The 13,180-nt window shown below is 71.1% G+C and carries 12 protein-coding genes; 5 read left to right on the forward strand and 7 right to left on the reverse strand.

The genetic code is table 11. The features are described from left to right. Nucleotides 1-58 precede the first annotated feature (58 nt). Nucleotides 59-1,276 (reverse strand): saccharopine dehydrogenase family protein, encoded by a 1,218-nt coding sequence (locus IE325_RS27470; protein WP_190072759.1) that lies wholly within the window; start codon nucleotides 1,274-1,276, stop codon nucleotides 59-61. A 109-nt stretch (nucleotides 1,277-1,385) separates the two neighbouring features. Between IE325_RS27470 and IE325_RS27475 the strand changes: the two genes are divergently transcribed. Then, entirely contained in the window at nucleotides 1,386-2,162 is a 777-nt protein-coding gene (locus tag IE325_RS27475; RefSeq protein ID WP_190072760.1) for a TetR/AcrR family transcriptional regulator, read from the forward strand. Here the strand turns inward: IE325_RS27475 and IE325_RS27480 are convergent. Beyond that, nucleotides 2,157-3,059: a LysR family transcriptional regulator ArgP gene (locus IE325_RS27480; protein ID WP_190072761.1), complete on the reverse strand. Its 903-nt coding sequence runs from the start codon at nucleotides 3,057-3,059 to the stop codon at nucleotides 2,157-2,159. The two genes, IE325_RS27475 and IE325_RS27480, sit on opposite strands and share 6 nt — an antisense overlap. 66 nt (nucleotides 3,060-3,125) lie before the next feature. Here IE325_RS27480 and IE325_RS27485 point away from each other — a divergent pair, with 66 nt between their 5' ends. Then, a complete protein-coding gene (locus IE325_RS27485; protein ID WP_190072762.1) occupies nucleotides 3,126-3,740 on the forward strand; it encodes a LysE/ArgO family amino acid transporter in 615 nt (204 codons plus the stop codon). Between the two features lie 79 nt (nucleotides 3,741-3,819). Then, on the forward strand, nucleotides 3,820-5,118 hold the full coding sequence (locus IE325_RS27490; RefSeq protein WP_190072763.1) for an MFS transporter: 1,299 nt from the start codon (nucleotides 3,820-3,822) through the stop codon (nucleotides 5,116-5,118). Between the two features lie 3 nt (nucleotides 5,119-5,121). Here IE325_RS27490 and IE325_RS27495 read toward each other — a convergent pair whose 3' ends face one another. The 4 genes from IE325_RS27495 to IE325_RS27510 all read right to left on the reverse strand — a co-directional run bounded on the left by IE325_RS27495 (nucleotide 5,122) and on the right by IE325_RS27510 (nucleotide 9,814). Further along, a complete protein-coding gene (locus IE325_RS27495; protein WP_190072764.1) occupies nucleotides 5,122-5,577 on the reverse strand; it encodes a cyclic nucleotide-binding domain-containing protein in 456 nt (151 codons plus the stop codon). A 304-nt stretch (nucleotides 5,578-5,881) separates the two neighbouring features. Beyond that, entirely contained in the window at nucleotides 5,882-6,115 is a 234-nt protein-coding gene (locus IE325_RS27500; protein WP_190072765.1) for a hypothetical protein, read from the reverse strand. A gap of 35 nt (nucleotides 6,116-6,150) precedes the next feature. Then, nucleotides 6,151-8,394, reverse strand: coding sequence for an FUSC family protein (locus tag IE325_RS27505; RefSeq protein ID WP_190072766.1), 2,244 nt, complete (start codon nucleotides 8,392-8,394; stop codon nucleotides 6,151-6,153). A 43-nt stretch (nucleotides 8,395-8,437) separates the two neighbouring features. Beyond that, a complete protein-coding gene (locus IE325_RS27510) occupies nucleotides 8,438-9,814 on the reverse strand; it encodes an NAD(P)/FAD-dependent oxidoreductase (RefSeq protein ID WP_190072767.1) in 1,377 nt (458 codons plus the stop codon). Nucleotides 9,815-10,083: 269 nt separating this feature from the next. Between IE325_RS27510 and IE325_RS27515 the strand changes: the two genes are divergently transcribed. After that, nucleotides 10,084-10,689 carry a hypothetical protein gene (locus IE325_RS27515; RefSeq protein WP_190072768.1) on the forward strand — a complete coding sequence of 202 codons (606 nt, stop codon included), beginning with the start codon at nucleotides 10,084-10,086 and terminating at the stop codon, nucleotides 10,687-10,689. Nucleotides 10,690-10,699: 10 nt separating this feature from the next. After that, a complete protein-coding gene (locus tag IE325_RS27520; RefSeq protein WP_229912071.1) occupies nucleotides 10,700-11,251 on the forward strand; it encodes a fibronectin type III domain-containing protein in 552 nt (183 codons plus the stop codon). Nucleotides 11,252-11,257: 6 nt separating this feature from the next. On the opposite strand, the gene IE325_RS27525 is transcribed toward IE325_RS27520, so the two are convergent. Next, nucleotides 11,258-13,162, reverse strand: coding sequence for an AMP-dependent synthetase/ligase (locus IE325_RS27525; RefSeq protein WP_190072769.1), 1,905 nt, complete (start codon nucleotides 13,160-13,162; stop codon nucleotides 11,258-11,260). Between the last annotated feature and the right edge of the window lie 18 nt (nucleotides 13,163-13,180).

The raw sequence follows: 13,180 nt of genomic DNA on the forward strand, positions 1-13,180 counted from the left end.
GTTTTCGAGTCGCCTGTCGATGCGCAAGTGAAACCCGGTCGGATCCCGGCGGATCCGGTCACTGTTCGCGCATGCCCCACGGGGAGCCGTACTCGGTCAGCAGATCCAGGAAGGGCCGGGCCGGGAACGCCTCCGGGCCGAGCACGCCGGAGCCCGACCAGGCGCCGCCGGCGAGGAGTTCGAGGGCGACGACCGGGTTGACGGCGGTCTGCCACACCACGGCCTGGGAGCCGTACTCCTTCATGGACCACTGGTTGTCGACCACGTGGTACAGATACACCTCGCGCGGCTCGCCGTCCTTCACGCCCCGCACCCAGGTGCCCGCACAGGTCTTGCCGTGCATCCGCTCGCCCAGCGTCGCCGGGTCGGGCAGACACGCGGCGACGACGTCCCGGGGCGAGACCCGCACCGGCCCGTCGGCACCCGGCACGGTCACCGGCTCCGTGCGGTCCAGGCCCAGCAGGTGCAGAGTCTTCAGCGTGCCGATGAACTCCTCGCCCAGGCCGTACTTGAAGGTGACCCGGTGCGCGTCCACCCAGCGCGGCATCAGCAGCACCTCCTCGTGCTCCACGTTCACGCACTCGACCGGGCCGATGCCCTCGGGGAAGTCGAACACCTCGGGCTCACTGAACGGCTCGGTGGTGAACCAGCCGCGGTCGTTCTCATAGACGACCGGCGGGTTGAGGCACTCCTCGATCGTCGTCCAGATGCTGAAGGACGGGGCGAAGTCATAGCCGTCGACGGTGAGATTCGCGCCGTCGCGGACCCCGATCTCCTCGATCTCGTCGAAGAGCTCGTCGGCCGCGTACCGGGCGAACACGTCCGACAGCCCCGGCTCCACACCCATCCCGACAAGGGCCAGCGCCCCGGCCTTCTCCCACTCGTCCGCCTGCTCGAACTGCGCGTCGCCCAGCTTGACCCCGCACTCCTCGTACGGCCGCTCAGGGTGCGGGTGCGACAGCGACATCGCCATGTCGACATAGGTGGCCCCGGCGGCGCGCGCCGCCCGGAACAGCGGCATCACGAAACGCGGGTCGGTGGCATTGAGCAGCACATCGCACGCGTGCCGCTCCAGCAGCGCGGTGACGGCCGCCTCGTCACTGGCGTCGACACGCTCGGCCCTGAACCGTGCGTCACCGCCGAGCGCCGCCACGGCCGCCTCGGCGCGGGCGGGGTCGTAGTCGGCGACCACCATCGCCTCGAAGAACGGACGGCGGGCCGCGATCCGGGTGATGGCGGTACCCACCCCGCCGGCACCCACGAGCAGTACACGCATGGCAAGACTCCCTCGACTGAAGGTCTACGACGTGGTGGGGCCCCGCCGGAGATACAACGCGGCCCGGTCCCTTAAGGTCAATGGCGTTGGCATAAGGATGGAGGATCTCGTGCCGAAACCGGTCATACCGGAGGAGAAGCGGCGCCGACGACGCCCCACGAAAAGCGGCACGGTGCTGTCGGAGCGGCTGATCGTCGACGCGGCGCTACGCCTGCTCCGCGAACACGGCAGCGCCGGCCTCACCGCCCGCCGCCTCGGCCTCGCCCTCGACGCCGACCCGAGCACGCTCTACCGCTACTTCCGCGGCATGGACGACCTGACCCTCGCCATCGGCGACGCACTGATCGGCCAGGCACTGGAGGGCTGGACGCCGACGGGGGAGTGGTGCGAGGACCTGCGCACGGTCGGCCTGCGCATCCACGCCGCGTATGTGGCTCACCCTCAGGCGGCCGTCCTGACCACGAGCAGGGTCACGGGCCGGGCGAATGAACTGGCCGCCGACGAGACGGTGCTGGAGATCCTGCGCGGGGCTGGCTTCCCGCTCGCGGACATCGTCCGCATCTACCACGCCTTCATCGACCAGACGCTGGCGTTCGCGGCGCTGGACGCGGCGTCGTTGGCGTTGCCGAGCGCGGCGCTACAGGCCGACGAGGAGATGTGGCGCAAGACGTACGCAAGGCTCCCGATGGCGACCTATCCACGGATCGCCGAGGCGGCCCCACTGCTGGCGACCCGGATGGTGACGAGCGCATATCCGACGGCACTGGAGATGCTGCTGGACAGTGCATGCCGGTACCTGGACGTGCCCCTCAGGGGCGCGGGGAACTGCGCGACCAGCCACAACGAACCCGCACCCGCCAATGGGCCGATCGCCCCCCTCTCATAGGCGCAACGCTTCCCCCGCCGCACCCACCACCGCCTCCGTCACCACCACCAAAGCCGGCGAATCCAACTTCCACTGCTGCCAGTACAACGGAACATCAACCGGCCGATCCGGAGCCAACGACGCAAGCCGGCCCTCCCTCAGCAGCGGCCCCGCCTGCGCCTCGGGAATCAGCCCCCACCCCAGCCCGGCCACCACACAGGACAAGAACCCCTCGGACGTCGGCACATAGTGCCGCACCGCCCCGGCCGAACCACGCCGCAGCCCCCGCACGAACCGGTCCTGCAGATCATCGCTCCGGTCGAACGACATCACCGGCGCCCGCCCGAGCCCATCCCCCAACGGCCCCCCGAGATACCGCTCGACAAACCCCGGACTCGCCGCAGCCACATACCGCATCCGCCCCAACGCCCGCACGGAACACCCCGCCACGGCATCGGAGGACGACGTCACCGCGGCCATCACCGCCCCCTCCCGCAGCAGCGAAGCCGTACGGCTCTCGTCCTCCCGCCGCAGCTCGAAGCACATCCGAGCCTCCGCGGGCACCCGCGTGAGCGCCCCCAGGAACCACGTCGCCAGCGAGTCCGCGTTGACGGCGATCGACACCCGGGTAGGCTCCCCGGCCGCGCTCATCCCCAGCTCGGCCCGCGCGTCCAGCTCCAGCCGGGCCAGCTGCCGGGCGAACCGCACGACGACCTCGCCGGACTCGGTGGGCCGTACCGGTTTGGTCCGCACGAGCAGCACCCGCCCCGTGCGCTGCTCCAGCGCCTTCACCCGCTGGCTCACCGCGGGCGGCGTCACATGCAGGGCCGCGGCGGCGGCGTCGAAGGTGCCCTCGTCCACCACCGCGAGCAGCGTCCGCACCTGGTCGAGGGGAAGCTCGGTCAGCTCGGTCTTCATATCTGCTAAAGATACGTAAGAATCTTTAGCTGTACGCCAGGAGATCGCTTCCCTAGCGTCAATGGCATGACAACCGCCTTGACCACGGCCGCCGCCGGCTTCGGCACCGGCCTCTCGCTGATCGTCGCGATCGGCGCCCAGAACGCCTTCGTCCTGCGCCAGGGGATCCGCCGCGACGCCGTCCTCGCCGTCGTCGGCATCTGCGCCCTGTCGGACGCGCTGCTGATCACCCTGGGCGTGGCCGGTGTCGGCGCGGTGGTCGTGGCGTGGCCGGGGGTGCTGACGGCGGTGGCGTGGGTCGGCGGGGCGTTCCTGCTCGGTTACGGCGCGCTCGCCGCCCGCCGGGTGTTCAAGCCGGGCGGCGCCCTGCTGACCGAGGGCGACGTGGCGGGGTCACGGCGGCGGGCGGTGCTGACCTGTCTCGCGATGACCTGGCTCAATCCGCACGTCTACCTCGACACCGTCTTCCTGCTCGGCACGATCGCCGCCGACCGGGGCCCGCTGCGCTGGACGTTCGGCATCGGTGCCGCCCTCGCCAGCCTGTGCTGGTTCGCCGCGCTCGGCTTCGGCGCGCGGCTGCTGAGCCGCCACCTCGCCAAGCCGGTCGCCTGGCGGGTACTGGACGGGGTGATCGCCGCGACGATGATCGCCCTCGGCGCCTCCCTGATAGCCGGAAGCTGAGACGCCCGTCCGAACACCCGGCCGGTGCTGCCATAGTGATCTCCGGACGAGAAAGATGTAACGAGCATCCAGGGATCGCGTGGACACCAGCGAGAGCAGTACCGAACCCCAGGAGAAGGACCCCTCCCCGGTGCCGCCCGCGCGGCGCGGCTGGCGGCGCTGGGCCATGGACACCCGGCCGCTGCGCCGCCCCGCCTACCGTCGCCTGTGGTCCTCGACCGCCGTCACGGCCGTCGGCAGCCAGCTCACTGCGGTCGCCGTGCCCAAGCAGATCTTCGACATCACCGGGTCCTCGGCCTGGGTGGGCGTGGCCAGTGTCGCCGGACTGCTGCCGCTGGTGGTGTTCGCGCTGTGGGGCGGGGCGATCGCCGACAGCATGGACCGCCGCAAGCTGCTGCTGATCACCAACATCGGCATAGCCGTCACCTCGGTGCTGTTCTGGCTCCAGGCCCTCACCGGCCTCGACTCGGTGGCCGCGCTCATGGTGCTGCTCGCCGTGCAGCAGGCCTTCTGGGGACTCAACGCCCCCGCCCGCAACGCCTCCATCGCCCGTCTCGTCCCGGCCGATGAACTGCCCGCCGCGAACGCCCTCGGCTCGACCGTCATGCAGATCGGCCAGGTGGTGGGACCGCTGCTGGCCGGCGTGCTGATACCGGTCATCGGCCTGGCCGAGCTGTATCTCCTCGACGCCGTCGCCCTGTGCGTCACGGTGTGGGCCGTCGTACGGCTGCCCGCGCTGCCGCCGGTGAAGGCCGCGGCCGAACGCCGCGCGGGCGTACGGGAGATCGCGGAGGGCTTCCGCTATATCGCCCTGCACAAGGTGCTGTTGCTGTCGTTCCTGGCCGACATCATCGCGATGGTCTTCGGCATGCCCCGCGCGCTGTTCCCCCAACTGTCGAGCCAGACCTACGGGTCGTACGGCGAAGGGCTCGCCCTCGGCCTGCTGTTCGCGGCGATCCCGATCGGCGCGGTGGCCGGCGGGCTGTTCTCCGGCACGTTCTCCCGGGCCCGTCGGCACGGCTGGATGGTGATCGGCGCGGTCGTCGCCTGGGGCGCCGCCATCACCGCTTTCGGGCTGAGCGGCAGTCTGTGGCTCGCGGTGCTGTTCCTGGTGCTGGCCGGGGTCGCCGACATGGTCTCGATGGTCTTCCGCGGGGCGATCCTGCTGTCCGCCGCCAGCGACGAGATGCGCGGCCGGATGCAGGGTGTGTTCACGGTCGTCGTCGCGGGCGGCCCGCGCCTCGCCGACGTCCTGCACGGCACGGCCGGCTCGGCCTTCGGCGCCCGCACGGCCACCGTGGGCGGCGGCCTGCTGGTAGTCGTCCTGATGCTGGGCCTGGCCGCCGCGCTGCCCGCCCTGCGCCGCTACCGCGTCTGAGGCTCAGAGCACGCTGCGCCGGTGCTGCCCGTACTGCTCCATCAGCTTGCCCCGGGTCATCTCCAGCCGGTGCGCGAGGATCTCGGCGACGTACCGCACCAGCAGCATCCCGAGCTGCGTGTCCTCCTCGCACAGCCGCAGCACCGGCTCCGCCTCGAACTCGTAGGCGCGCACCGGGCTGAAGGCCTCCGCGCCGAAGTCCCACTGGTACGGCGGGAACAGCCAGGACCAGCCGAGCAGATCGCCGGAGCCGAGGCTGGCGACGGTGACCCGCTGCACGGACGTCACGCGCTGGTCGAGGGAGACGGCGCCCGAGCGGATCACCCAGAAGCGGTCGGCCGTGCCGCCCGCCTCGAAGATCCGGGCGTCCTCCGGGAAGGCGACCTCCCGGGCCAGCGACATCAGGCGCTGACGCTGAGGCGGCGGAAGGGCGGTCAGCAGTTTGATCGCTTTGGTCATGACACTGGGCTCCTCGCCGAGGACTGAGGTTCCGGTGCTTTCCCTGCGTCCATTTCAGCCGCTGCCGCCGCGCTGAGCACCTCGGCGGAGGGCGGTTTCGGCGGGGAATCCCGGGCGGCCGGTCGACGAGGGCATGAAAAAGCCCTGGCTGGACGGGGGAGACCAGCCAGGGCCGTATGCGGTGGCGCACGGAGGACGAGATCTGTCCACCCCGTGACCACGTATGTATGAACCGTAAACCATTTTGGGGGATGGTGCGAAATCAGAACCCTGCTACGTGACCGGTTTCACTTCGATCCAGGTTTCAGATCGGTTCGGACCTGTCGGTGGCATGCCTGCCCGGGGTCAGGATCTCGTCCAGCACCGTGAGCACGCTCTCGTACGCCAGCGTCCGTACGGCGGCCTCCCGCGCCCCCTCGGGGTCGGTCGACCGCAGCCTCTCGCTCCGTGCCCGCCACGTCCGCTCCTCCTGCCGGGCACAGGTCCTGGCACGCTGCATCCGCCGCAGCAGTTCGTCTGAGTCCACGACATCGGTCATGAGGTCCGCGTACCCGGTATCCACGGGATGAGCCGTCACCGTTCCGGCGCCTTCACGGGCACGCCCAACGGACGGGCCAGACCGGACACCCCCTCGTCCAGACGCTGCAGATGCCGCAGGACACGGTCGGTGACCCGGCCGTAGCGCGAGGTGCCGGGGACGGCCGGGCCGAGCAGCGAGGCGATGCTCGGCCCGGTCTCGATCTCGACCGCGGCGTGTTCGTCGCTCACCCGGGCGGCTATCGCCCCGATGTTGTGGTCGATGCGCGCGGCGGCCCGGCGCAGCCGCGGGTCCGCCGCGATCGAGGGATGCGTGGGCAGCAGCTCGGCGGTCGCGGCCAGCGAACGCGCGTGGTACGCGCAGGTCTCCAGCAGCGCGACGACATAGCGCGCGGTCTCCCGCCGGGCCCGTAGCGGCGTCACCGGATGCGTGAGGGGCTGGACGGCGGCGCGCAGGTCGGCCAGCGCCTGGTCCAGGTCGCGCGCCTCGTCCATCAGATCCACGGGCGGTCCGCCGCTGAGCTGGTCGACGGCACTGCGGGTGACGCCGCCGAGCCGCTCCAGCACGGTGACGAGGAGTTCGTTCGTACGGCGGTCCGTGCGCACCGGCAGCACGAACGCGGCCGCGATCACCCCGCAGGCCGCGCCGAGCGCGGTCTCCTCGATGCGCAGGACGAGCACCGAGAGGCTGTAGGTGTGCAGCAGGGTGTAGAGCAGCCCGAGCGCCGCGGTGACGAAGAAGGACATCAGCGTGTAGGACAGCGGCGCCGAGTAGAACATCGCGAACACGAACAGCAGCACCAGCGCGAACGCCGTCCAGGTGTGCTGCCCGACCGCGCCCGCCAGCACGATGCCGGCCAGGACACCGAGGACGGTGCCCAGCAGCCGGCGGTAGCCCTTGACCAGGATCTCGCCCGTGGAAGCGGTGTTGAGGAACACGATCCAGCAGGTCAGCACCGCCCAGTACCAGCGGTCGCGGGACAGCAGCTCACCGCCGACCATGGCCAGCGCCGACCCCACGGCCACCTGCACGGCGGCACGCGTGGTGGGCCGCCGCAGCCCGGTCTCCGCCTCCGCGGGCGCCTCCTCCTCGGCGTCGAGCACGGCGTCCTCGGCGTCAAGCTCCTCGCGGGACCTGGCCGTGGCCGGGGAGTCGTCCGACTCGTCCTGGGCCCCGCCCAGCGCGATCCGCAGCCCCAGTACGGCACGGGCGGCCTCGCCGACGGCACGGAAGACGTCCTGCACGGCGGGAGACGCCACCGGCAGGTTCTCCTCGTCGCGGTACCCGAGGAGCCGGTTGCGCAGATGGGACACGGAGCTTCCGGCGGCCTGCTCGACGGGCCGCAGCACCAGCAGGCGCAGCGCCTCCAGATCCCGGCGCAGGGTGTCGGTCGCCGCGTCCCGCACGGGTTGCCGCCCGCCGGAGGGGACGGGTGCGCCCGGCAGATGCAGGGCCAGCGTGTCGACCCGCTCGGCGCCGCGGGCGCGCAGCAACGACAGCCCCAGACGTTCGGCGGCGATCTCGGCGTCCGCCACCCGCCGCTGGACGAGCCCGGCCACCGCTTCGTCCGCCGTGCCCTCCTCCAGCCGGCCCTGGATCAGCAGCGCCGTCTCGTGCAGCCGCGCCGTACCCTCCCGCACATGCTCCAGCGCCCGGTCCGCGTCCTCGGGACCGGCGTCGAGCAGATCGATCTGCGCGGACAACAACTGGGCCAGCCGGGCGCGGAAGGCGTCGCGCAGCCGCTGCAGCACTCCCGTCGGAGTCTCGGGGACGAGGACGAACCGCATCAGCGCGCTGCACCCGAAGCCCACGGCCACCACGCCGCACAGTTCGGGCAGTTCGCCGACCGAGGCGCCGACGAAGAGGGAGACGAAGTAGATCTGAAAGCCGATGAGACCGAGCGCGGTGCCCCGGTCACCGAACCGGCGGCCGTAGACGGCACCGAAGATCAGCGCGACGAAGAACACGTCGCCCGCCACGACACTGCTGTGCAGAACCGCCGCCAGCGACATCGACGCCAGCGCCACCGGCAGACCCAGCGCGAGCGTGACCGCCTGCGGCCCGCGCTGCTTCTCCCGGATGGCGAAGGTGGCGACCATCGCCGCGAGGGCCCCCGCCACCAGGTGGCGCACATCGGTCCCCAGCAGAGCGAGCAGGGCGACCGCGAGGGCGATCGAGCCCGCCGTGCGCAGCCCGGCCGACAGCCTCAGCAGCCCCGGGTCCGAGGCCGCGACACGGTCACGCAACCTTGCGCGGACCGGACCTCCCGCTGCGCTCACGCTCCCGCGCTCTCCCCGTGCTCCGCGCCGCGACCGTCACCCCTCAGCCGTCCCCCTCGGCCGCCGCGCCCACCTGGGCACGCAGCTGCTCCGGCGTCAGATACGCGTGCACGAACTCGGAGTCCTTGAGCTTGGCCGGGCTGCGGGACTGGAAGCCGGTACGTACGAAGTCGTCCCCGGCGACCGCGTTGAGCAGCCAGTTCGTCATGACGCGGGTCTTGGCGACGTTGGTGCGCAGCGCCGACCAGTGGTAGCCGCGGGCGACGGCCATCGCGGGCAGGCCCTTCAGCTCGATGCCGATGGGCTTGGACACGGCGTCGCGTCCGCCGAGGTCGACGACCAGGCCGAGGTCCTTGTGCTTGTACGGCCGCAGCGGCTGCTCGCGCAGCGCGGCGATGACGTTGTCGGCGACGACCTTGCCCTGGCGCATCGCGTGCTGGGCGGTGGGCGGACAGACGGCGCCCTCCTCGTCCTTGGCCACATCGGGCACCGCGGCGGCGTCGCCGAGCGCGAACACCCCGTCGTGCCCGGGCAGGTTCATCTCCGCGTTGACCGCGAGCCGCCCCCGCACCGTCTCCGCGCCCAGGGTGCCGATCAGCGGACTGGCGACCACGCCGGCCGTCCAGATCAGGGTGCGGGTCGGGACGACCCGGCCGTCGGTGAAGGTGACCTCCTCGGGTCCCGCCTTCGCGATGGACACCCCGAGCGAGATCTCGATACCGCGCCGGCCCAGGATCTTCTGGGCGTCCGAGCCCAGCTTCTCGCCCAGCTCGGGCATCAGCCTCGGCGCGATGTCGATCAGATGCCACTTGATCAGACGCGGGTCGAGCCGCGGATAGCGCTTGACCGCGTTGTGCGTCAGCATCTGCAGACACGCTGCGGTCTCGGTGCCCGCGTAGCCGCCGCCGACCACCACGAACTGCAGCCGTGCCGCGCGCTCGTCGGGGTCCTGGCTGGCGTCGGCCAGGTCCAGCTGGGAGATGACGTGGTCGCGCAGATACGCGGCCTCCGCGAGCGTCTTCATGCCGAACGCGTTGTCGGTCAGCCCCGGGATGTCGAAGGTGCGGGTGACGCTGCCGGGGGCCAGCACGATGTAGTCGTACGGCTCGTTGACGGTGCGGTCGGTGATGGTGCGGACGACGCAGACCTTGGCCGCGAGGTCCACGCCGATGGCACCGCCCGGGATGATCCGGGTGCGGTACCTGCGGCTGCGGCGCAGGGACACGGCGATCGACTGCGGGGTGAGGACGCCGGAGGCGACCTGGGGCAGAAGCGGCAGATAGAGCTGGTAGGAGGACGGCGTCACCAAGGTGATCTCGGCCTCGTCGGGCGAGAGCCTGCGCTCCAGCCGGCGCACACAGCCGACTCCGGCGAAGCCTGCGCCAACCACCAGGATCCTGGGTCGTGTCACGGTGATCATCCCTTCTGCGGCTCCGGGCGGTTCTGCCTCGATCCCACCCCGGCGCCGGTCGTTCCGCCAGCCGGGTGCGGCAGGCAGCTGAACCCGACGAGAGCCACCCTGCCCCAACCTGCGCGGGGGCACACCGGTTCGGGAGTGAAAGAGATGTCCGCGCGATCTCTTGACGGGTCATTGGTCCGGACCTAACTTCCGTAAAGCTCATCCATGTAAGAGTCCACAGTTCATGGATATGAATCACCACGGTTCCCCCACACCCGACAGGAGGCAGGATGCTCCCACGCCTGCGCACCCTCACCACCGTCACCACGGCGCTGTGCGCCACATCCCTGCTCGCCGCCCCGAACGCGTTCGCCGAAGTCGAGCCAGGCGGCTGGCAGTCGGTGTCGCCCAGCTTCACCGAGCAGGAGCGCGGCTGCGGCCAGATCGACGGCCTGACCTTCCGGCTCACCTGCTCCACCGCCAGCGGCGACCAACGGGCTGAACGCCGCTATGCCACCTACACCGGCGGAACCCGCCAGTTCGAGGGCTACTTCCGCATCACCGGCCTCAGCGGCACCAGGATCAGCCTCAAGCAGACCTTCCACGAATCGGGTTCGGGACCGTACTTCATGCTCGCCGTAGAGCGCGGCGGCAGGCTCTACGCGGTGCACGGCGGCACCACCCTCTCCAACGCCGGGACCGTCGGCGCGACCGTCCGCGTCAACACCGTCCACCAGGTCGGCAACGAGCACCGCACCTACATCAACGGTTCGCTCAAGCACACCTACGACAGCCCCGGCGGCAGCTTCTACGACAAGTTCGGCGCCTACCGCACCAACAGCGGCAACGGCACGGCCACCGTGGAGTGGAGCAACGTCCGCTTCTGGCGCAAGTAGCGGCCGCCGTATGCGAGGAAAGGCGCTCATCGCGGCGTCGGCGGCGCTGATCCTGGCGCTGCCGGCCTGCTCGGCCGAGCCGGAGCGGCCACTGCGCGGTGTCCTGACGACACCCACCGACATCGACCTCGACTGGCGGGACACGCGGCCCGGGATCGCGGGCCACGTCCTGGAGTTCGCGACCGAGGAGGACGGCCCGTACACCGTCCTGCAATACCTCGCACCGCAGGTGACGAGCTACCGCCACCCCGACCTCATGCCGCACACCACCTTCTACTACCGCCTCACGTCCTACCGGGGCCCCACCGTCCGCCCCCACCGGACCGCCCGCGCCGACGGCATCCACCTCACCTGGAGGGACACCTCCTCCGACGAGGACGGCTTCCTGCTCGAACTGCGCAAGCGGGACGGCGACCGCTACGACCCCGTCGCGGTCCTCGCCCCGGACACCGAGGCCACCGACTTCGCCCCGCTGCCCGAGGAAGCGCACGCCGCCTACCGCGTCCGCGCCTTCGTCCTCGGGGAGCGCTCGAACGTCGTAAGGCTCACCTCGGGCGCATAGCCGCGCTCAGCGGAAGACGTTGTCCGCGTCGTCCCAGTGCGCGAACTCGTCCGACAACTGCTCCCGGGGGGCGCGCGAGCGGGCCTGGTACATCGCGTCGATCTGCAGCGCGTAGTGCCGCACGATCGCGTCCCGCCGCAGCTTCATCGACGGCGTCAGCAGACCGCTGGCCACGTCGAACGGCTCCGGCAGCACCCGGAACACCCGGATCGACTCCGCGCGCGACACCGCGCTGTTGGCGGCGGCCACGGCCCGGGCGATCTCCTCCCGCAGCGTGTTCTCCTCCCGCGCCAACCGCATCCGCGCATCGCTGCGCGCGGCGATCGAGTCCCGCCAGAACGCCAGGAAATCGGGGTCCAGGGTGATCAGCGCCCCGACACAGGGCCGGTTGTCACCCACCACCACCGCCTGATGCACCAGCGGATGCATCCGCAGCCGCTGCTCCAGGAGCGCCGGTGAGACGTTCTTGCCGCTGCTGGTGACGATGACGTCCTTCTTGCGCCCCGTGATCGTCAGATAGCCGTCGGAGTCCAGCCGCCCCAGATCCCCGGTGGCGAGCCAGCCGCCGCGCAGCGCGGCCCGCGTCGAGGCATCGTCGTTGACGTATCCCTGGAACACCGACGGCCCGCGCACCAGGATCTCCCCGTCGTCCGCGACCCGGATGTCCATGCCGGGCAGCGCCTGCCCGACCGTCCCCGACATCTCCCGCCCCAGCGGCTGCGCCGTGACACCGCCGCTGGTCTCCGTGAGCCCGTACCCGTCGTGCACGAAGATGCCGACGCCCTCGTAGAACAGGGCGAGCTCACGGTTGAGGGACGAGCCGCCGGACGACGCCAGCAGCACCCTGCCGCCCAGCGCGGCCCGGAACCTGCGGTACACCGTCCGCTCGTACAGGGCGTGTTGCAGCCGCAGATCGAAACCGGGCCCGGGACCGCCGCCCAGCCGATGCCGTTCCAGGGCCGCCGCGAAGTCCCGCGCGGTGTCGGCGGCCCGCTCGAACAGCGCACCCCGGCCGGCCTGCTGGGCCGTGCGCAGGGCGTTCTTGTAGATCTTCTCGAAGATCGACGGTACGGCGCAGAAATAGGTGGGCTTGAAGGTCTGCACGGCACTCGCCAGCGCCTCCGCCTGCAACTCGGCCTCGTGGCCCATGAGGATGCCGCCGCGGATGCACAGGGTCTGCACCAGAAGGCCGTACACATGGGAGAACGGCAGGAAGGCGAGGACGGACGCCTGCCCTCCCGGCGGCACCACCTTGTGACCCCAGCCGGCGAGCATCGTGTCGCAGGGGCTCGCCAGATTCCGGTGGCTCAGCGCGCAGCCCAGGGGCCGGCCCGTCGTGCCGGAGGTGTAGGCGACCACCGCGGTGGAGTCCGGCAGCACGATCCGGCGCAGCGACTCGACCGTGGCCAGCGGCACGAACTCGCCGCGCTCCACGAGCTGCTGGAGCCCGCCCGTGTCGAGCTGCCAGACATTGCGCAGCCGCGGCAGCGATCCGCACACCGAGCCGACGGTCATGATCGCCTGCTCGTCCTCGACCACCACGGCCACGCACTCGGCGTCCCGCAGGATCCACTCGACCTGGTCGCGCGACGACGTCGGATAGATCGGCACCACCTCGGCGCCCACCGCCCACAGCGCGTAGCTGAGCACCGTCCACTCGTACCGGGTGCGCGCCATGATGGCCACGCGGTGCCCCGGTGAGATACCGGAAGCGATCAGTCCCTTGGCGAGATCGGTCACTTCGTCGCGCACTTCGACGGCGGTGACCTCCTCCCAGATGGGGGAGGAGGGTTCCGGACGGCGCGCGAGCATCGGCAGAGTGGGGTTGATCGCCGCCGTTTCGAAGACGCTGTCGGCGAGGCCGCCGATCAGGGGCGTGACGGTCGGGGGAGCGAGGCCGAGGTCGCGCATGCGCTGCTCCAGATGTGT

Source organism: Streptomyces lanatus, from assembly GCF_014655715.1.
GTDB lineage: Bacteria > Actinomycetota > Actinomycetes > Streptomycetales > Streptomycetaceae > Streptomyces > Streptomyces lanatus.